Here is a 21,564-nt window from a genome sequence, read left to right as displayed (position 1 = left end):
AATTAAAGTCATCGTTTACAAATTCAAATAATTTGTCGAAGTTTGTAAAAACAACGTTTCTTTGTTCATTAAAATTATTTAACCGTAGCCAAAAGAGCCTCGTTACACCTGTCAAAAATAACCCATAACCACCTCGTTTGTTTTTTGATGGTCATGAGTTACTTTTGACAGCTAAGGCTGACTATATGTATTTAATTATTAACGAAACTTTATTTCTATCTAATCATAGCACTTATAATCTTTTTTAAAACCTGCTTGACCATTAAAAGCAATTAGTTTGCCTAGAATAGTTAATGCCTATAAGTATTTCAATAATAATAGTATCAAAAAAGCACATCTACCACAAAATGGCAGATGTGCTTTTTGAATCATTTACGCTTTAAACTGTTGATCCTTCTTTACGGATGAACGCTTTTTTTGCGCATGATGTTTCTTATTCGTCTTCTTAGTCGACTTTTTGATTGTCTTCTTAGTTGCTTTTTTGGCCGTCTTCTTTGACGAACCGTTTAATTTTGCTTGGTTAACAAAGCCAAAGGTCATAATTGTGTGTAGCATTTGCGACGTAAAAACGCGAACGTGCTGACTCAAATATACGATTGCTGCGATTGGCGTCAACTGCATCTGAGCAGTCGGCTGTGGCTTAGCTACGTTCGTTGTCGCTGTTTGAACAACTGGGCGCGCCACAATGGTGTAACTACCCGGTACCGTGGTGATCGTGTAGTTTTGATTCAATGCTGAATCAAACGTTACCAACACTGGGTGAACACCCACGTTACCGTTTGTACCGTAGTTCAGTTGATAGGCAACTGGAGTTCCATCCGCTGGCACGCCGGTCAATGTCGCTTTGGCGTTACCAGTGTATGGCTGACCATCAGCAGTCTTTGAGATACCGCTTGGTGCGATGATCGTCACAGCAGCCGGGGTAATCGTTAAATGACCCGCAGTGATATCAGCTGACGTAATCGTAAAGTTAGGGTTTGACTGTTGCAATTTATCAAGCCCAGCTTGACTCAGTGAAACAACATACGATCCGGCATCTTCACTCGCATCTTGCCGGGTAAAATCAGCACTGGTCCAACTTGGCGCCGTCAATCCAGTCGACAAGGCAACCGTGTAACCCATTGGATCAGTGGCGGCATCACCATCATAGACCTTGTTTTGATCACTAACAGTAATACTGCCTAAATCAGCTTGCTTTAGTGTTGCTGGTTGAATGACCAAGTTACCTGGCACCACGTTATCGGCACTAGGAGTCACTACAACGTTCGGGTTAGCAGCTTGTAATTTTTGCCAGCCAGCAGCACTTAACGTCACTTCATACGAACCAACGTTGGTAGATGTGCCTGTTCTGACAAAATCACTTGCTGTCCATTGCGGCTGCGTCAGCTCGCTACCTTCGACTCTAACCGGATAAACCGTTGAGTCGTCAGTAGTATTACCGTTATACGTCTGGTAAACCGCATCGATGAAGAATCTAAACTGCGGTTTCATTGGGTTAATCGTCAGACTACCATCTGCCGTTGTCACAGCATAGTTGGAATTATCACCCAGTGTTACTGTGATACCGTAACCGCCGTCCTTCACGTTAACAGCCTGACTGAGATCAGTCAGGGAGTAGTTCAGTGCAGCCCCATTAGTTGGCAGGCCAGTGACTGTCGCTACATCATCAGTACCTGAATAAGCTTTGCCATCATAGACTTTAGTCAAGGTTGGCGCCGTAATGGTAATCGGTGCTTTGCTAATAACTTGGTGGCCGCCTGTAACATCGGCAGCAGATACCTTGTAGTTAGAGTTAGCCGCTTGTAAATCAGCAACCCCCTTAGCACTCAACGTCACTGCGTAACTGCCAACGTTTTGACTGGAAATACCACTTAAATCAAAGTCATCAGCTGTCCATTTTGGTGCCGTTAATTGGTTACTCAAGGTCACAGCATACTGCGTCGAATCCGTAGCAGTCGTCCCATCGTAAGTCTTCGTCTGATCTTGAACCGCAATACTGCCAGCTTCAAGCGATGCTGGGGTGATTGTTAACGCCCCAGCTTTGGTTGTGATTGCATAGTTAGAATTATCACCCAACGTTACAGCAACCGCATAACCGCCATCCTTCACGTTAACAGCTTGACTGAGATCAGTCAGTGTGTAGTTTAGTGCTGCCCCATTAGTTGGTAGGCCAGTAACCGTTGCTACATCATTACCTGAATAAGCTTTGCCATCATAAGTCTTAGTTAAAGTTGGCGCCGTAATGGTAATCGGTGCTTTGCTAATAACTTGGTGGCCACCAGTAACATCGGTAGCGGATACCTTGTAGTTAGTATTAGCCGCTTGTAAATCAGCAATTCCCTTAGCACTCAACGTCACTGTATAACTACCAACGTTTTGACTTGAGATACCACTCAGATCAAAATCATCAGCTGTCCATGTTGGTGCCGTTAATTGATTATTCAAGGTAACAGCATACTGCGTTGAATCCGTAGCGGCCGTGCCATCGTAAGTCTTCGCTTGATCTTGAACCGCAATGCTGCCGACTTCAAGTGATGCTGGAGTAATGCTGAAGCTTCCAGCCTTAGCGTTAGCTACCGTGAAGCTGTAGTTCGTATTAGCCGCATTCAGGTCTTGAATCCCCTGAGCGCTCAACTGAACATCGTATGCCCCAACGTTTTGGCTGTCTGAGGACAATTCAAAATCATCAGCTGTCCAGTTTGGTGCACCAACCCCTGCTGGCAACGTCACAGCATAGAGCTTAGGCGTAGTAGCAGCATTGCCATCGTACACTTTAGTGGCAGTTCCAAGGGTCACGGTTGCTTGGGTATTCTTAGCGACCGTGAAAGTACTTGGCACAACGCTCACCGTGTAGTTCGGGTTATCGTCAGTTCCAATCACGTTTAACGCATAAGAACCTGCGTTAACGGCATCAGTCAGTGATGATAAATGATACCTCACATCAGTACCATTGGCCGGTTTGCCGGTAACAGTGGCTGCACTATCTGAAACTGCGTAGCCACTACCGTCGTAGGCCTTACTCAAACCTTGTGGTGCTGTAATCGTAACAGCTGCTTTGTTGATTGTTAACTGACCAGCGTTAGTGTAGGTCACCGTGTAGTTACCGGCATCCGCCGACGTGATTTTTGCCATGATTGGCAGCGTGCCAACGTTAACCTGCTGACTAATATCAGTTAGGCCAAAAGTTGGTTGCGCTACGCCTGCTGGCACACCGTCAACGACAACTTGATCGTCTTTACCTGAATAGGCCTGGCCATCGTAAGTCTTCGTCAAAGTTGGTAACGTCACCTTCAATGGTGCCTTCGTGATTGCAAATGAACCAGCTTGAACACTGCTCATATCAAAGACGTAATTACGGTTAGCCTGCTGTAACTTAGCTAAACCAGCTTGACTCAACTGCACCTGATAGTTGCCCACGTTTTGACTAGTAATGCCGCTGTTATCGAAATCAGCAGCCGTCCAGTCCGTTGGCACGGTGAAGTTAGTGTCATCAGCTGGTCCCTGCAGCGTGTACGTTGCCGGATCAGTGGCAAAATTACCGTTGTAAACCTTACTGCTGTTGCTGAAGGTGACTGCGTTGGCAGCCAGCTGTTCAGGGGTAATGGTTAATTTCCCGTTAGCAGTCGTAATTTCATAATTAGGATTATCAGCCGCATTAGCCGTGACGGTAATTGGTGTCGTTGATGCATTCACACCAGTTGGCACGTTGACTGTATAAACCAGTTTGGCACCCGTATCAACCGTATTCGTTGACGTTACGCCAACCGGGTCACTGTACTGCTTGCCGTCAAAGGTCTTCTCAGCATCCTTGGCTGTAATGGTCACTGGCCGCTTGTTAATGGTCAATTGACCGCCAGTAATGCTGTTGGTATCGAGGACATAGTTGGCATTAGCAGCGTTGATCTTATCGATTCCGGATTGCTTCAAGGTTACCGCGTAACTACCAACATTCTGGCTTGTAACGCCATCGGTATTGAAATCGTCAGCCGTCAACGTTGCTGGAATCACTAGTCCGGCATACTGACTGTTAGCGGTCAATCCATACGTCTGAGGATCAGTCGCTGCATCCCCGTCGTAGGTCTTTTGCGCGTTAGCAACTTGAATTGCGCCGGCTGTTTCAGTCTGCGGTGCGATCGTAAAACTACCGTTGTGAATGGTAAACGTGTAGTTTGAGTTGTCCGTTGGGGTGATCGTCATGTCATACTTGCCGACATTCAGTGCTTGGCTCAAATCATTGACCGTAAACTTCACTGGTGTCCCGTTAGCCGGTACATCGGAAACAGTAACTAGCGCTGCCGGGTCAGTTGAAAATACCTTGCCGTCATAAATCTTCGTCGCGTTAGTTGGTGCCGTTAAAGTAACGTTAGCTCGTGTAACGTCCAGACGACCAGCTTGTACATCAGCTGATGCCAGACTGTAGTTAGGCTGTGCTGCTTGAATGGCGGCAAACCCATCAGCGTTTAACGTTACCGCGTAACTGCCAACGTTTTGACCGTCAGCTGCCGTTGCGACGTTAAAGTCCGCACTCGGCAATTTCAGATCACCCGTGGTCAAATGCACGATGTATTCTTTAGGATTAGTTGCGCTGTTGTTATCATAAACTTTTGTAGCACTCATAACCGCAGCGGTTGACGGTGCTTGCGTAATCACAAAATGACCGTTCTTGATTGCACTGCTAGTCACGTGATAGTTACCGTTAGCGGCTTGTAAATCGTTAATGCCCTGTTCACTCAAACTAACGATGTAACTGCCGACGTTTTGGCTGGTAATACCGCTTAAATCAAAGTCAGCACTAGTCCAGCCCTTAGCTGGTGCTGCGAGTTTTTGGCTCAAGGTCACCGTAGGATCAGTGGCTGCCTTACCATCGTAAGTCTTGGTACTGTCGTTAACCGTAATGTCACCGGCTGACAGCGGTGCTTGGGCAATGGTAAAGTTACCAGCTTGCACGTTGTCACTGGTAAATTGGTAATTACTGTTGGCTGCTTGGAGGTGAGCGATACCAGTCGCACTCAACGTCACCGTGTAAGTCCCGGCGTTGGTTGGTGCTGACAAATTAAAGTCCGCTGCCGTCCAGCCCGCAGTTGAGGCCTTCACCCCAGCTGGAAGTGTCACTGCATAGTTCGCAGCAGCGCCATCGTAGGTCTTCGAAGCACCCGCTACGTTAACCGTGGCGTCAGTCATTGGCGTGATCGTTAATGTTCCGGATTTAGTGGTGATCGCGTAGTTCGGGTTATCGCCTAACGCGATATCGATTCCATAGCCGCCAGCCTTAACGTCACTCATTTGACTCAGATCAGTCATTGAATAGTGCAGCGCATCCGCTTTGGTAGCAGTTGGCAGGCCAGAAACGGTTGCCACGTTATCGTTGCCAGCATAGCCTTTGCCATCGTAAACCTTAGTCAAAGTTGGTGCCGTAATCGTAACTGGCGCTTGGCTGATTGTTAATTGACCAGCATGATAGGTGATCGTGTAGTTATTGGTTGAATCCTTTAAAGTTGCATTCAGTTCATAAGTCTTGGCGTTAACATCCTGACTCAAATCAGTCAGGTCAAATGATGGTGCAGTCGCATCGGCTGGTACACCCGTTACTTGAGCCTGATAGTCACCGCTGTAAGCCGTGCCATCATAGACCTTAGTTAAGGTTGGTGCCGTGACCGTAATGGCAGCTGGAGTAATGCTGAAACTGCCGGCATGCACGTTGGTTGGCGTAAAGCTGTAATTGCCGTTAGCAGCGTTGAGGTCTTGAAGCCCCTGCGCGCTAAGCTGTACGGCGTAGGTGCCAACGTCTTGACTGTTTGATGATAATTCAAAGTCAGCCGCCGTCCAGTTTGGTGCGGAAACCCCTGCTGGCAACGTCACACCGTAAACTGCAGGCGTAGTTGTCGCATTGTTATCATAAACTTTCGTAGCTGTTCCAAGCGTTACGGCTGCCTGAGCATTCTTAGTCACCGTAAACGTCCCTGGCACAACGGTGATCGCGTAGTTCGGGTTATCATCCGTCCCAATAACGTTTAATACATATGAGCCCGCATTAACCGCATCCGTCAGTGATGATAACTGATACTTCACGGCGTCACCATTTGCTGGTTGGCCGGTTACCGTGGCTGCATCAGCCACCGCGTAGCCCTTGCCGTCATAGACTTTAGTCAAGCCTTGCGGTGCAGTGATCGTTACTGGTGCCTTGTCGATAGTGAAAGTACCAGCCTGAAGATTATTGTTAGTAATTTGATAGTTTTGGTTAACAGCTTGCAGGTCATGAAGCCCCTGCGCGCTTAACGTTACCGTATAATCACCGGCGTTTACCGCGTTGGTGGTTTGTCCATCGTTCGCAGTGACCGTAAAGTCCGACGCGTTCCAAGTTGGTGCAGTCAAACCATTTGATAAGTTAACTGAATAGCTAGTTGATTGCCCATCATAGGTCTTTTGCGCACCATTAACGCTGACCTGGCTAGCCGTATTAGGTGCAATGACGAATAACCCAGTTTGCACGTTAGCTGCCGTGATCTGGTAATTAGCGTTAGCTTGTTGCAGTGCCGCTAACCCATTAGCGGATAATTTGACCGCGTAGTTGCCCACGTTTTGACTGGTGATGCCGGTCATGTCAAAATCGTCTGCCGTTAAGGTTGGCACAACAAAATGAGCTGCCTGACTTGGTGCTAACACCGTAAACGTGGCTGGATCAGCGTTAGTTTGACCATCGTAAGCCTTGGTGTTGCCTTGAATCACGATGAACTGATCCTGTTGTGGATTGTTTGCTGGATCATCTGCGTTAACCGGTGCGTCAGTCGTGTTGGCTGTAGCCGTTGTTAACGTCGCTTTGTTGATCGTTAATTGACCGGCCACCGTGCTGATCACGTAGTTCTGATTAGCAGTTTTATCCAGCGTCACCGTCAAAGCGTAACTGCCAGCGTTGATTGCATCACTAATTGAAGTGGTGGTAAATACTGGCTGGTTAGCGTCGGTCAACTTAACGCCAGCTAATCCGGTAACCTGCGTGTCAGCCGTGGCATTGGCAGCATCAGCCACACCATCGTAAGTCTTAGTGTAGGTTGGCGCCGTAATCGTAATCGCCCGTGGGTTGATCACAAACAGGCCATCTTGCACGTCACTAGCATCGAATGAATAGTTAGTGTTAGCGGCTTGTAATTTGCCTAAACCACTAGCGTTTAAGGTCACTTGATAGCTGCCGGCATTCTGCGAAATAGCGGTTGTGTCAAAGTCACTAGCAGTTAAATCAGCCGGTACCGTAAAGTCGGTGTACTGACTGGGTGCTAACACATTAAAGGTTGGTGCATCCGTGGCGGCGTTGTTGTCGTAAGTCTTGGTACTGCCTTGAACCACGATTGAAGCTGCTAACTGTGGGTTTTGGGCAGCATTCGTTGCGTTCGCTGGTACCAGTTCGGTATTCGCTGACGCAGCGGTCAAAGCCTTCGGTGCAACGACCAGTGAACCGGTCTGCGCATCGTCAAATGCAACCACGTAGTTTTGGGCTAAAGCATCTTTAATGGCAGCCTTGCCACTAGCCGTTAACTGAACCTGATACGTGCCGGCATTTTGGACCGACGCTGCACCAGAAGTCAATTCAACGTCACTGGTGTTCAGTGCGTAACTGCTGCCATCTGGCAACGTCACGCTGTACTGTGCTGGTTTAACGTTTTGAGCGCTACCTGAATAAACTTCAGTGTCACTGCCGCTTAAGCCCAGAGTAACTTCCTTTAGGTAAGCCACCGTGGTCGAAATGCCAGTGTCGCTAATCGGCACCGCAATCGTGTTGTGCGCTTTAACTTGGTAACCAGCTTGCGCCAACGTTGTTTCATTTAGCTGAGTGCCACCAGCTTGCGTAACGGTCTTCGGTGCTAGGTCGGCAATCACGTTACCGTTGCCGTCAACTGGGACGACCGTTACAGTAACGTCCTTTGGTACATATTGAATTTGTAGTGGGTTGGCATTCGTCGTTGCTGTTTGCGGTACCGTGTACGTGTTGCTAACCGCGTTGTAACCTTCAATTGCAGTCGGCGTGATGGTTGAACCAACGATGCCCGTAGCGTTGATGATTGGTCGGCTACTGATTGGCTGATCATTAGCGTCTACCGCCTGCATCGCATAGGCCACTTGGCGTTGATACTGCACTTTAAAGGTCTGAGTAGCTGTATCAGCAACCGTAACATCTGGTTGCGCAGCCACGTAGCCTAAATTAGTGTAATCAGGTGTGGCAACCGTTGCGCCAGCCTTGGCGTGGGCTGTGACTGAAACAAGTCCTGCCACCCCAGTAATTTGGTTACTGTTCACATCAACTGGCACGATCGTATAAGTCCGCAGTGATTTATTAAGAACATAGTTGACCGTAACTGGTTGATTGGTTTTTGAATCGTTTGCGTTAGCAGCCGTAAACATCCCGCTAACTTGGGCTTTATCTGGCGTGTAGTCAGTCAAGCCTTGTGGTGTCAGTGAATAAGTCCCACCGACTACCCCAGTCAAAGTCATTGATTGCGGTGTCTGTGAATAAGCACCCTTAAAGTTGACTGTAACTGTCGCTGGTTTACCAGTGTACTTGATAGCATACATATTAGCCGCGTTATCCGCTGAAAAGGTTCCCGTAATCGTCTTCTGATCCGGGGTGTAACCCGCAATATCAGCCGCGTTGACGCTAAAAGTAGTCCCATATTTGCCAGTCACCGTTTGCGGTGTGTCAGTCCCAGCTGTAGTTGAATCTAAGCCGGTATGCTGAATCGTAACCGTCACGTTGATTGGTGCGTAGTTGACCGTAAAATTAGTCTGACCCTTGTTCTGATAAGTCCCGGTAATGATCGATTGATCAGGGGTATAACCCGTAATCGTTGGTGATACCAGGCTGTAGTCATCACCGATTTTAACGATCTGCGTCTGCGCAGCCGGCGCCGTTGACAGGCCCGCATAGTTAACCGTGATGGTTTGGGCGTTAGTTGTGTAGTGAACCTGGTAGTTCGTTTCCCCGGCTTTAGTGATCAGCTGAGGCTGACTAGGATCTTGTAAATAGCCAGCTGCACTGTAGTCTGGTGCAGTGATCGCAACATCGGTCTTCGTCGTACCACTAGTCAGGCTCAAACCGGCAATGACCTTACCGTTCTCATCAACTGGCGTAATCGTGTAACTGTTGTCGTTAGCGGTATAGGTAATGGTTTTAGTCAAAGCGCCGGTGTTGCTGTAAGTCCCCTTTAAAATAGTGCTATCTGGGGTGTAGCCAGCAATAGTTGGTGCCGTTACCTGATAAGAGTTATCGGTCACGCCAGTCTGCGTTTGCGCAGCTGGTGTGATGTCGGTTGGTAGACCGGCGTATTGAACCGTTAACTGTGACGCATTGGCTACGTATTTAACTTTAATTGTTGGTGTTGGGTGAGCTTCAGCTGGCACGATTTCGTTATTCTTTGAAACGGTGTAGCCAGCGTAAGTTGGATAGTCGATGACATCACCTGTTTTACCGTCATATTGCTGTGGCGCTAAAGTTGTGATTGCGTTGCCGTTGCCATCCACTGCCTGAACTTTGTAAACCTTGGTATCAGCGGTGTAATGTACTGTAAAAGTACCATCCGCTGCAGTTGCTGGGCCATAAGTGCCCGCTACTGAGGCTTGATCAGGGGTGTAACCGGCAATTATCGGTGAGCTGACCTGATAGGCCTGTCCGGTAGTCCCCGTTGACGTTGCTTGAGTCTGCGTCAAATCAGCTGGTAGACCAGTGTAATTAACACTGACCTGGTATGAGTTAGCCGTGTAATGCAACTGGTAGCTATTAACACCAGCTTGCGTCGTTGGTATTGTTTTATCTGCCAGCGTGTAACCAGCGTAAGTTGGTGCGGCGATGTTGGTATCCGTCTTACTAGTTTCAGTAGTCGCAGGCAAAGTGGTAATGGCCTTACCAGTACCATCAACTGGAATAATTTGGTAACTGTTGTTGCTGGCGGTGTAATGAACCGTTAACGGTGTTGCGCCTTGAACATAAGTGCCTTCAACGGCAGCTAGATCCGCGGTATAACCCGCAATAACAGGTGTTGTCACCTGATAAGTGCCACCAACTGTACCATTTGCAGTAACCGCAGTCGGTGTAATATTAGCCGGTAATCCTGCATAGCTTACTTGTACACTGCCTTTATTAGCCGTGTAAACTGCCTTCACAATCGTGCCGTCAGTGGTTGGTGCCATGATGTTAGGTGTTGTATAGCCATCATGAGCTTGTGCTGTCACTTGTGAGCCAATTGTCGACTTGATCGTTTGTGGTGCTAAACCAGTGATATTATTCCCCTGAGCGTCCACTGGCTGAATTGTGTAGTTCACTTGATTCGTATAAAAAATGTTAATGGTGTTAGCTTCATTATTTTGCGTTAATGAGTTTAATACAACGTTGTTTACTGATAATGACTTGCCACCCTGGCTGGTCACGGCTTTAACGAATTGATAACCGTCGATCACCCGTGGTGCAAAGGTGTTAGTGCTTAAATCAGTGGTTTTACCGATACTAATGGTATCCCCAACGTTGACGTTAGTGGTGTCTTGATCGTGAATAGACGTTTGCTTACCATCATCGTTTTCAATATAAGAAAACTTAACTGGCATGGTGTTCACTTTGGCAGAGAAACCACCACTACTAGTATTGCTCTTGTCACTCGGATCGACGATTGAAACTGAACGCTGATCGCTATCGTTTGTGTTAGCGTCAGAAAGTTTTCCAACCGCGGCAAATGCTGCAATTGAAACGGACTTGTTTAACGTTACAGATGAAGGACCACTGGTTTTAGTAGTGCTTGAATTAGTCGTGATCGTCTGAATCTGAGATTTCTTTGTCCGAGCCGCATCGCTATAAGTCGTATAGGTCAGCGTCCCTGTTACGGTATTATCAGTATTGGTCGTTGTTGGTTGCCAAGCTAAGGTGACGTATTCCGTCAGCGGAACATTTGACTTTTCACTTGAAGCCCATGTAGGCGAAGTTGTTGTTAAATGTCCAGCCGCATCCGTTTGACGAACCGTTAATTGATCCCACTGAGTATCAGCTCTAGCAGGCTTACTGTCTGTATCGGGATACCCATCTCGGCCAATAAAAGTGGTGTTAGCTTGACCAAAAATACCAATATCAGCCGATGGATCACTACTATCATCGACACCAGCCTTTTGTGGATCAACAGGTTGTAAAATGAAACCAATACCACCACCATGCCCTGCAGCTTCTGATGTTAAAGTGGCATTAAAGGTAAATCCTTGAGCGGTGTCAATCTGGTTTTTATAAACTAAGGTTCCTGCTACATTAGATTTTTTGGCAGGCGTTAAGATAACGCCGCCATCCTTAATAGAAGTAGTAACATCTTTAACCGTTTTTTCCTTAGCATTCCCAACAACTTGCTCAGCCTTAAAGTTAGCCGTGACCCCATCAACCGTGTTGACTTGCGTATTCGTCTTATCAGTCTGTGAAATAGTCCCATCAGCCTGCATATTAGCAGGGTTGGATCCATTTAAATTAGCCGTGGTGATTTGGGTGGGAGTTGCTACAGTGTTAGCAGCTGTAGTGCTTACTACATTATTAGTAACAGCCTTTGTAGCATTAACAGGTACAGTGTTTGCCTGCTTAGGCTGAGGCGTTGCACTTGGTGTGACTGCACTTTGCGGTGTAGTAGTTGCTTGTTTAGCTTGAGGTGTTGCACTTGAAGTGACTGCACTTTGTGGTGTAGCAGCTGCTTGCTTAACCTGAGGTGTTGCACTTGAAGTTGTTATACCTTGAGAAGCAGTACTCTGACCAGCTGTCTTCTGTGTGGCTGCTGGCGTTGCGGTACTGCCATTTGCTGGCGTAGTTGTGCCATTTTGTGTTTGTGCAGCACTATCAGTAGTAGTCTGAGTAGCGCCACTATTAACGTTATCTAATTCTGTAACCTTACTTGTTGTTGATGTTGTGTCGGCTTTTGCCGAGACAGTTGGCGCAGCCCAGATAATACCTGACAATAAGGTAATACAGGTAAACGCCCATGCAGCGCCACTTTTATACATCTTATAATGTTCTTTGTGTTCCGTTTCTGCCTTGTTTAACAACATTTTTTGTCGTTTTGTCATATCTCGTGCCTCCGTTCGCTGACTCAATAAAAGTTGGCAATCACAATTCTTAGCTGCGATGAACTCATCACATATTAAGCTTGTAATAACAACGTTTATCTGTTCTTTTACGTTATGAATATGAGCTAAATAAACCGTTAGAAAAAAGTCAAAAAAACATAACTCACGGCTGATTAATTGATTTAACAGCCATGGGTTATTTTTAACTAACGCTGACAATCACTTTCAATTGCTAAAATCATACTTATTGATAGGTTAGCATAACACTTATATTGAAAATTGCACGCCCGTTTTGTACCAATTGGCAGCCACTTTAACTCATAGAATTCAAAGATTACATGTTGTTAACGCCACCATCGCCCGTGAGACAATCTTTTTAAATTGTTCAAAATATCATTATTCTTTTTAAAATGTTTAAAAGAATATTTTTCAACTATTTAACCTTAATTTTGAATAACTAACCGTCTAATAAAATATTTCTTACCACTACTAATCTAGTTGTACGATTCCCGTTCAGTAAGCGTTGCCATCAGCTTATTAAACAGCTGTTCATCATCTTTAATCGGTACTAGACTTGTCACGCCCTTGGTATTCTCGTAAAATTATCTTAATATCAGGTTTTCATTTTTAATCGATCTATGAGGGGGAATCATCATGAAGAGAAACCTCTGGGGAGTCGTGATTGTCGCCATCGCAATTATTGGGGTAATTGCTGGCGGACTGGTTCATTCGCTGAATCCACCGGCCAAGCAGACCGCTCAGTCTCGTATTAAGCAGCAACCGAATAAAAAACCAGTTAAAAAAACTAGTCAATCTTCGGCTAAGACACAAGTCAACCAACCGCCAACACCGAGTCGGGTCGTTTCAAAAGTGCTTTATAGCCCGCAGTTGCACCGTAACTGGCGCTACCGGGTGTACTTACCGCGTAACTACCAGCGCTTAAAGTCACAGGGCACCCATTTTCCAGTGATCTACATGCTCCACGGACTGTATGGTGACGAAACTAACCTCACCGCGCAGGCACATTCCAAGGCCTACTTAGATCAGCTGGTCACCCAAAAGCACTTACCCGTGGTCGCCATCTTTCCAGACGGTGGTAATTCCTTCTACTTAAATACCACTAAGGAGAAGCTGGAAAACGCCATGATTGATGACTTGATTCCGCAGACGACCAAAGCCTATCAGTTAGCTGGTCAATCTAAGCGGGCTATCGGCGGCATCTCCATGGGCGGTTACGGGGCTGCGCGGTTGACATTCCGCCACCCGCACCTCTTTTCAGTAGACGCGCTGATTTCGCCGGCCATTTGGCAAAAGGTCCCGCCGACCGTGCAGACGAACAACCAGATCGATGCTTTCAAGGTCAACGGTACCTTTAGCCAGCAGACTTTCGAACGGGCTCAGCCTAGCCGCTATCTAGACAGCTATCTGCAGCAGGAAAAAGCGCCGGCTCATTTCTACATCGAAACCACCGCGCTGGATACCACCGTTCCCATTGCCGACGTTAATTTGTTCGTCAAACAGCTGCGACAGCACCAGCTCAAGCCAACTTATCAGGTCGACCACTTCGGCAATCACAACTGGCCGTACTGGAACCGAGCGCTGCCGAATGCTTATCGTTACATCTTCAATCAATTTAAATCTCAGAGGTGAGTCATATGTCAACGTGTCCAAATTGCGGGGCTAAAGTCAGCCCCGATGATGTTTTTTGTCAAAACTGCGGCTACCGACTAAAGCCAGCAACGACTAGTAAAAGTAATGAAGCCAGTTCAGTTCAGCCTGAACCACAGCCGACTGAACCAGAACAACCAAAATCAAAACCGGTTTCACCTAAACCAGTCAAGGCCACGCCAATCCGCAAGCGCAACAAGAATCGTCAGAAACGGTCCCATAAAAAGGCTATTTGGTTCAGTTTAATTGTCATTATTATTTTAATTTTGGCTGGTACCTACTTCTATGGCGCCAGCAAGTACAGCAAATCCAAGCAGGTGGATGACATGGTTACTGCCATGCATGACAACGATACGGATGCCACGGTCAAATACATGACGTCCACCGATCCCAGTCTGGAAATTAACTCCAAGTCCATCAAGCCCTTTATGAGCTACCTGACTTCCGACAAACGTTACCTAGCGGATATGAAGTCCAGTCTGATGAGTAATGACCAGACCAGTGATGGCACCTTCAAATTAGTCACTAAGGGTCATCACCTCCTGTTCTTCCCGGCCTACAAGCTGGAAGTCGTTGCCATGTACCCGACTGTTCAGACCAACGTGGATCAAGCGTCCATCAGCCTGAATGGCCTCAACGTGGCCACTGCCAGCAACGACCATTATTCTTACAAAGCCGGTCCTTTGTTCCCTGGCCGTTACACCTTTAAATTATCCAGTACCGATTCGGACACCGATGGCCAGTCAGTAACGAAGAACCTAGTTTCGACTCAATCTAAGAACATCAAGGTCGATCTCTCAACACCGGATTCATCCGACAGTACTGACACCAGTGATCAAGATGCCGATACCAACGATGATAACGACAACGACAGTGATAGCAGCAGCCACAGTGATTCCGATGATTCAACGCCAAGCGACAGCAACTACGGTCATTTTGAAGAAGAGTATCACGGCAACGAACAATCCGGTATCGATGCTATTGCCGATCAGTACGGCTTTGACTACGATGATTACACCTACATCGTCAGCTGGCCGCACAAAGACGTGCTGCAGGTGAAGGCCTACAACAAGGATGATCACAGTTATGACAGCACTTACCGTTATGACCAGATCCACGACATTTCCAGTCAACTGGATGAAAGTTCTGGGAAGTTTAAAGAATAAATAACCCTTTAAATCAAAACAGCGCGACAATCTCCCACGTAGGAAATTGCCGCGCTGTTTTGATTTACAATAACACGTTAAAATTGATAGACTTTGGCTTCATATGGTCTTAATTCATCCTGCAGATCATCATCATAGTTCGAGATCAACAGTTTTTTTTCATCCGGCAACTCATACTGCCGGGTCAACTGCTTCTTGGTGAAGTTCACGATCACAAACAGCGTCGTGTCCGCGTTCTTTCTGGTATAAACGTAAACGTCTGGGTCGGATTCATTACCTGATAACAATTCGTACTTACCATCCGTGATCACCGGTAACTCATGGCGCAGCTTAATCAGTTTTTGATAGTAGTAGAAGACCGAATCAGGATCTGCTAGTGCCTGCTTAACGTTAACTTCCGGGTAATTTTGGTTCACTTTTAGCCAGGGCTGATGGTCGCTGAAACCAGCGTTTTTACTATCATCCCACTGCATTGGTGTCCGGGCATTGTCCCGGGAGTGAAATTCAATGTACTTCATCATCGTCGCTGAATCGATCAGCTTGTCATCGGTGACTAACTGCTTGTAACTATTGTGGGTCTCCAAATCTTGATAGTCGGCTAACTGCTTAAAGTGCGCGTTGGTCATACCGATCTCTTCACCCTCGTAAACGTACGGCGTTCCCTGCAAGAAGTGCAGCAACGTGGCTAACATCTTAGCTGATTTCACCCGGTACTTCGGGTCGTCGTTACCAAACCGTGAAACTGCCCGCGGCTGATCATGGTTATTCCAATAAAGCGAGTTCCAGGCATTGCCACCCAGATTTGTCTGCCATTTACTAAGACTGTTTCGGACTTCATTGAGTGTCACGTGACGGTCGTCCCACTTACCAAAGGCGGCTTTAGGATTGCCATCCAGTGACACGTGTTCAAATTGGAAAACCATGTTTAGTTCCGTTTCGTTAAGGTTTGCGTACTGTTCAGCGTCCTTCACTGAAGAACCCGGTGCTTCACCCACCGTGACCAGATCATGCTTGGCCATGACGTTTTGATGCATTTCCTGTAAAAATTCGTTTTCCCGGTGACCGTTCGCTACGATGGGTTCCACGTTAGCGTAGCGTTCACCATCAGCTAATTTGCCGTCTTGGTACTTAGCTGGCTTAGAAATGAGATTGATGACATCCATCCGGAAACCATCGATCCCCATATCGGCCCACCAGTTCATGATGTCATAAACGGAATGCCGCAACTTTGGGTTCTCCCAGTTTAGATCAGGCTGCTTAGTGGCAAATAGATGCAGGTAATACTGGCCAGAAGTTTCGTCAAACTTCCAGGCCGAGCCAGAAAAATATGACCCCCAGTTAGTTGGCTCGTGACCGTCAACGGGATCACGCCAGATATAGTAATCACGGTATGGATTCTCTGGTCCCTTGCGGCTTTCTTCAAACCATTTGTTTTCATCCGATGAATGGTTGACCACCAGATCCATCATGATCTTCAAACCGAGCTTATGAGCTTGCTTTAATAACACCTTAAAATCATCCAGAGAACCAAAGTCCGGCTGAATTGACCGGTAGTCGCTGATGTCGTAGCCATTATCGACATTGGGCGATTTATACATCGGGTTTAGCCAAATAATATCCGCCCCGAGTTTTTTAATGTAGTCCAGCCGTGAAATAATGCCCTGAATATCCCCGATACCATCGTTATTACTATCCTGAAAGCTGCGCGGATAGACTTGATAGACCACTGCATTTTGCCACCAATACTGTTTTGCCTGTGTCATGTTATATCCTCCGTATCGTTTACTCAAACGTTTGAGTAACTTGCTAAAATTTAATCGGCAACCTGCGTTACCGATGTGGTGACTCAAACGTTTGAGCTTTCTTCAAAAATAAATGGCGGTTCTTTAGCAACCGCTTACATTTTTCATTATAAGGACTTTTAATTTATTGTCAATGACTGCTATACTTTGAGTTGAATTCAAAACGGAGGATCAGCATGGCAACCATTAAAGACATTGCAAAACAAGCTGGCGTAACGCCCTCAACGGTATCGCGCGTACTCAATAACGCCGATGGCTATAACGAAAAAACCAAGACCAAGGTCTTAGAAATTGCGGCCAAACTGCACTACCAAAAAAACGAAGCGGCCTCTAATCTGGTGGCGAAGACCTCTAATCTCATCGGGGTGATCATCACCGATTCCAAAACTAGTTTTGCCGCGCCAATCATCGATAGCGTGGAAGACACCGCCTACACCAATGGCATCCGCATTCTACTGGCCCACTGCGGTTCTGGTGATCCTAAACGCTTACGCTTTTGTCTCGACCTGATGGCTGGTCAGAAAGTCAACGGGATTATTTCCGTGGCGGTCCAGTTCGATGCCACCAATCTGAAGCACCTCAACGCCATCAGCATTCCCCTCATTTCGCTAAACGTCACGGTCCCGCAGCATACTTCCATCACCATTGATGATGAACGCGCCGCTTACGACGGGACTACCTTTCTGATTAACCGCGGTTATCGTCACCCAGCGTTGGTTGGTGTGGCGCGCCATAATCCGCAAAATGGCATTCAGCGCATTACCGGTTACCAAAAAGCACTGCAAGCTGCCAACCTACCACTGATTCCGGATAACATCGTCGAAGGTGACTTCTCGTTCGAAGCGGGCCAACAAGCGGCTAAAAAGCTGTTAACTGGCGCTAATCGGCCTGACGCTATTTTTGCGGCCAGTGACGATGCCGCAGCCGGTGTACTGTCTTACGCCTATGAACACAGCATTAAGGTGCCTGACGAACTCGCTGTCCTGGGATTCGATGATTCCCACGTCGCTAAAATCGTGACCCCAGCGCTGACTACCGTCAAACAGCCCTTCTCAGAGATGGGCCGGATGGCGGTGGAGAAGATCATGGCGCATAGTACTGCTGAAAACATTACGGTGCCCTATCGGATAATGGAACGACAATCGGTTTAACGCAATTGGCAATCTAAAAAAGGATTCATTGAAATTTCACCATTAATTTGATACACTTGTGGTCGGCAACGGAAACTACGAGGAGGAATTCTACCATGCTGATATTTAATGACTATCCAGTTGGCGCAGCCGCTTTGCGCATCGTGTCGGCCCACGAGGCACTGATTGCTAAAGATATCCGCGCACTGGGCTTGTACCCTGGCCAAGACACGATCTTGATCGTCCTAGCACACAATGGTCAGCAGGCGCAAAACGCCTTGGCGGCAACCATGCAGGTGGATCATTCCACGGTGGCCAAATCGGTTCGGCGACTGGTCAATGCCGGATTAGCCGAGACTACGAAATCACAGCAGGATAAGCGGATGACCTTGGTTCAGCTCACACCAGCCGGCTTGACCCTAGCGAAGAAGGTCGAGCACATCTGCGATACCGCGGAAGAACGCTCCATTAAGGGCCTGACGGATGAGGAACAAGCGGCTTTCGTCAAGATTGCGGATAAGATTTGCAATAGTCTGACTGGAAAATAACTAATTGAATTGAAACACAAAAAAATCATTCCAGCTGAGGAATGATTTTTTTATTTACTCTAAAATTTCATGATTATCTGCTTAGATGTTCGGTAACCGCTGACCGTCTTTATAAAGCATCTTGACTGCTTCAAACAAATTTTCCTGATACTTCACTTGTAAACGTTGATTATTTTCAATTTGAGTTAGCGTTGATGTCCCGATTCCAAGCCCATTTGCAAATTGTCTGACCGACAATCCTAATGCCTGACGCAATGCGCGAATATCATCTGGTGTCAGATAGCCTTGGCGTTTTCGATAAGCATCAAAACTGCTCCTGACGTTTTCCATCGGATCATCAAAGTCGCCCCACAGCTCACCATCAGCAGCTTGCCAATAATGGTTTCTCACTGTTAGATCATCAATGTCTCTAACTTTAACCTTTTCTGATTGCCACACTTCTGTATATGGTTCAGTGGTTGCCGTTTCTGGGTTATAAAATTCTTTTATGTGTGCCATTACGATGCCCCCGTTCTTACCAATACTTAAACTCTAGATATTTTAGCCAATGATTTATTTTAATAAATTAGACATGCAATCTATCTGCGTAAAATATTTCCAGCACACGTTTCACAACCCCGATTTCAGCGCATAAATAAGAAGCGATGAACTCCCCCTAAAAATAGGAAACTCACCGTTTTTTAGTGATGCTCTGAATTTAATCTTTAGTTGCTAGATTGTGATTTTGTAAAATCAATAAAGGGTATATCTTGAGTACCTATGCTGGTTTGAGACGTAATATACGAAATCAAAGGTCTTACATATGACATCAGCAACGTGGCACCATTAACTTTTAAAAGCTGTTTCACATCATCATCCGCAATGGATCCACTGACTAAGAAGTCTGCGTTCATGGTAACTCGCAAGATAAAAGGAAGGTCTTCTTTTTTATCTAAATTCTTTTTATTTGTCACAGTTAATGTGACTTTCGATATCTTCTTTTCAACTTGACTATCATATTTAGGGCTACTAGCACTCACCATAATTTGATATTCTTGTTTCTGATTATTTTCTGAATGAAACTCTGGATTTATCGAAAATACCAAATCTTGAATACTTGGCCTATTAAATTGAAGATCATTACTTTGATCATTATTTGTGTTCATATTAACTATGCAGCTGTCGCTCTCAAGGTACTTTGTTTGAGCTTAATCTGCTCTCCTTTAGTATTATGACTATTAACAGTAGTATCAAAGATTTGATATTCTTCAGAATCATTTTCCCCTGTTTCATTTATCAAATAGCTAAATAAATCTAAATCAAATTCTGATGTACTATTTACAGAAACTGTACTTTGTGAAGCCGTCTGAAGATTAACAGAACTCTTCCAAACTGTCTCAGTGGGTTCCAAAAAATCTTCAGCAACATTGAGCTTTATTTCATTAGACTCTTCAAAAAAAGCTTTTTTCAATTGATCATCAGAAATCCAAGTTTCTGTGTTGAGAATTTCTTTAGGAATTTTCACAGATTTTGCATGCTTAAATAATGACATCACACCCACTCCCTTCACTAAATAGTTTGTTCAGAAATATTTTTAATTTTATCGCTATGTCTAATAACTAGTTCTCTGCCGTTAGGGATATTAGATACCGTTCTTCTTACAAAGGCAGTGTACGTTTCTTTTATAAGGTAATCAACATCCGAAAGATACCCACTATTTAGAGCTAATTCAATCATTATCCCGTCTCTATTCTTTCGAAGTTTAGTACCTGATAGTATAGCAGACTACAAGTGCACAAGTAAATTAAAGTAATTTCTTATCGACTTAAAAAAGCCCATTCCAATTGAGGAATGAGCTTTCGTTTTGTTCTAGAACTTCGCCGCAACTTCTTTAGCTTCTGCTTGTGCATCCGCAATAAACTTGTCAGCTTGATCTGGGAAGTGATCCATGCCTTCAATGCCAATCTTAGCAAAGCGCTTAGCACCGAGATATTCCAAGGCAGCTTGGACGTATTGGGTACCCAGGTCTTTACCTTCATACTTACCACCGGCAGCTTGAATGTGCACGAATGGCTTGCCAGGAGTCAAGGCAACGTGGCCAGTTGCGGTGTACTTGAAGGTCTCGCCCACCACCGTGATGGCATCGATCCAAGACTTCAATTGTGCTGGAATGGATAAGTTCCACATTGGGTTAGCCACGATCAGCTTGTCAGCGGCCTTGAACTGTGCCAGGGCGTCATTGAACTGACCCATGGCCTTTTGAACGTCAGCAGGTAAGTCAGTAAAGGCTGTGCCCTTAGCGAGTTTACCCCAAGCGTCCATCATCCCAGCATCGAGTTCTGGAAAATGAGTGGCGAATAGGTCTAAAGTTTCGATCTCGTCATCCGGATTCTTAGCCTTGTAGGTTGCTAAGAAGGTATCCAAGGTTTTGATGGTCCGAGATTTGTCACCGTTAAATGGATGTGCTTTGATTACTAATACTTTTGACATTTTTATTGTCTCCTTTTGAGTTGTTAAATTAATATGTGGTTGACCACTTATGATAGTGTACACCGTTTTTCGGTGGTCGGCAACTATTATGTTTAAAAAGGCCACCATTACCCGGTCAGATAATGGCGGCTTGACTGCAATTGTTATCAATAACTTGCTGTCAAAACAAGTTCATCTATGAAACGTTTCATGATTAGCAAGTTTATCCAGGTATTCCTGTGATACTCTGCGTTGCTTAAAGTAGTACTGCTTATCACGCTCATCGAACTGACGGACAACGTGAGCCGGATTGCCATACGCCAAAGAATTGCTTGGGATTGACTTAGTGACCACAGCACCAGCCCCAATCACACTGTTATCCCCAATCGTCACGCCAGGGCAGACTGTGACACCGGCGCCAATCCAAACGTTATTCCCAATCTTGACGGGAATGGCATATTCCGCACCAGTCTTCAGCCTGAGTTCTGGATCTAAAGCGTGACCAGCCGTGTAAATGCCAACATTACCGGCAATCAATACGTCGTCGCCGATTTCAATCAAGCCCGCATCTAGCAAGGTTAAATTATTGTTAGCGAAAAAGTTATTCCCAATTTTAGAGAGCGTAAAATATCTTGTGTAAATGCATAAAAGATTTCTGAATTGTATAGAAATAGGGAATGCCTTCCCTTATGATATTTAGTAACCACAGAAAACATCACAGGAGGCATTCCCA

Annotated in this window: 11 protein-coding genes; 4 read left to right on the top strand and 7 right to left on the bottom strand. The window is 45.9% G+C overall.

Annotated elements, in window-relative coordinates; translation table 11 throughout:
- Positions 1-372: 372 nt before the first annotated feature.
- Positions 373-12,069, bottom strand: a complete 11,697-nt coding sequence (locus tag CES79_RS11385) for an MBG domain-containing protein (protein ID WP_089137267.1) — start codon at positions 12,067-12,069, stop codon at positions 373-375.
- 654 nt (positions 12,070-12,723) lie between these two features.
- Here CES79_RS11385 and CES79_RS11380 point away from each other — a divergent pair.
- Together CES79_RS11380 and CES79_RS11375 are read left to right on the top strand one after the other, a co-directional pair.
- Entirely contained in the window at positions 12,724-13,719 is a 996-nt protein-coding gene (locus CES79_RS11380; RefSeq protein ID WP_089137266.1) for an alpha/beta hydrolase, read from the top strand.
- A gap of 5 nt (positions 13,720-13,724) precedes the next feature.
- Entirely contained in the window at positions 13,725-14,903 is a 1,179-nt protein-coding gene (locus tag CES79_RS11375) for a TcaA second domain-containing protein (RefSeq protein WP_054656266.1), read from the top strand.
- 77 nt (positions 14,904-14,980) lie between these two features.
- On the opposite strand, the gene CES79_RS11370 is transcribed toward CES79_RS11375, so the two are convergent.
- On the bottom strand, positions 14,981-16,666 hold the full coding sequence (locus CES79_RS11370; RefSeq protein WP_089137265.1) for a glycoside hydrolase family 13 protein: 1,686 nt from the start codon (positions 16,664-16,666) through the stop codon (positions 14,981-14,983).
- 215 nt (positions 16,667-16,881) lie between these two features.
- On the opposite strand from CES79_RS11370, the gene CES79_RS11365 reads away from it, so the two are divergent.
- Together CES79_RS11365 and CES79_RS11360 are read left to right on the top strand one after the other, a co-directional pair.
- On the top strand, positions 16,882-17,856 hold the full coding sequence (locus CES79_RS11365) for a LacI family DNA-binding transcriptional regulator (protein ID WP_089137264.1): 975 nt from the start codon (positions 16,882-16,884) through the stop codon (positions 17,854-17,856).
- Positions 17,857-17,951: 95 nt separating this feature from the next.
- On the top strand, positions 17,952-18,383 hold the full coding sequence (locus tag CES79_RS11360) for a MarR family winged helix-turn-helix transcriptional regulator (protein WP_089137263.1): 432 nt from the start codon (positions 17,952-17,954) through the stop codon (positions 18,381-18,383).
- A gap of 81 nt (positions 18,384-18,464) precedes the next feature.
- On the opposite strand, the gene CES79_RS11355 is transcribed toward CES79_RS11360, so the two are convergent.
- The 5 genes from CES79_RS11355 to CES79_RS11335 all read right to left on the bottom strand — a co-directional run bounded on the left by CES79_RS11355 (position 18,465) and on the right by CES79_RS11335 (position 21,392).
- Positions 18,465-18,881 (bottom strand): helix-turn-helix domain-containing protein, encoded by a 417-nt coding sequence (locus CES79_RS11355; RefSeq protein WP_054656268.1) that lies wholly within the window; start codon positions 18,879-18,881, stop codon positions 18,465-18,467.
- Between the two features lie 206 nt (positions 18,882-19,087).
- A complete protein-coding gene (locus tag CES79_RS11350; protein WP_089137262.1) occupies positions 19,088-19,528 on the bottom strand; it encodes a protein-export chaperone SecB in 441 nt (146 codons plus the stop codon).
- 5 nt (positions 19,529-19,533) lie between these two features.
- On the bottom strand, positions 19,534-19,914 hold the full coding sequence (locus CES79_RS11345) for a hypothetical protein (protein WP_089137261.1): 381 nt from the start codon (positions 19,912-19,914) through the stop codon (positions 19,534-19,536).
- A gap of 317 nt (positions 19,915-20,231) precedes the next feature.
- On the bottom strand, positions 20,232-20,852 hold the full coding sequence (locus CES79_RS11340; RefSeq protein ID WP_159459495.1) for an FMN-dependent NADH-azoreductase: 621 nt from the start codon (positions 20,850-20,852) through the stop codon (positions 20,232-20,234).
- A 171-nt stretch (positions 20,853-21,023) separates the two neighbouring features.
- Positions 21,024-21,392, bottom strand: coding sequence for a DapH/DapD/GlmU-related protein (locus CES79_RS11335; protein ID WP_369688688.1), 369 nt, complete (start codon positions 21,390-21,392; stop codon positions 21,024-21,026).
- Between the last annotated feature and the right edge of the window lie 172 nt (positions 21,393-21,564).

Origin of the sequence: Secundilactobacillus silagei JCM 19001, from assembly GCF_002217945.1 — a bacterium.
GTDB classification, from domain to species: Bacteria; Bacillota; Bacilli; order Lactobacillales; family Lactobacillaceae; genus Secundilactobacillus; species Secundilactobacillus silagei.
Note: the sequence above shows the minus strand (reverse complement) of the source record. Positions and strands in the feature narration are given on the sequence as shown.

Coding starts and splice junctions, on each gene's coding strand:
- CES79_RS11385 (WP_089137267.1), bottom strand. CDS start 12,069: ATGACAAAACGACAAAAAATGTTGTTAAACAAGGCAGAAACGGAACAC.
- CES79_RS11380 (WP_089137266.1), top strand. CDS start 12,724: ATGAAGAGAAACCTCTGGGGAGTCGTGATTGTCGCCATCGCAATTATT.
- CES79_RS11375 (WP_054656266.1), top strand. CDS start 13,725: ATGTCAACGTGTCCAAATTGCGGGGCTAAAGTCAGCCCCGATGATGTT.
- CES79_RS11370 (WP_089137265.1), bottom strand. CDS start 16,666: ATGACACAGGCAAAACAGTATTGGTGGCAAAATGCAGTGGTCTATCAA.
- CES79_RS11365 (WP_089137264.1), top strand. CDS start 16,882: ATGGCAACCATTAAAGACATTGCAAAACAAGCTGGCGTAACGCCCTCA.
- CES79_RS11360 (WP_089137263.1), top strand. CDS start 17,952: ATGCTGATATTTAATGACTATCCAGTTGGCGCAGCCGCTTTGCGCATC.
- CES79_RS11355 (WP_054656268.1), bottom strand. CDS start 18,881: ATGGCACACATAAAAGAATTTTATAACCCAGAAACGGCAACCACTGAA.
- CES79_RS11350 (WP_089137262.1), bottom strand. CDS start 19,528: ATGAACACAAATAATGATCAAAGTAATGATCTTCAATTTAATAGGCCA.
- CES79_RS11345 (WP_089137261.1), bottom strand. CDS start 19,914: ATGTCATTATTTAAGCATGCAAAATCTGTGAAAATTCCTAAAGAAATT.
- CES79_RS11340 (WP_159459495.1), bottom strand. CDS start 20,852: ATGTCAAAAGTATTAGTAATCAAAGCACATCCATTTAACGGTGACAAA.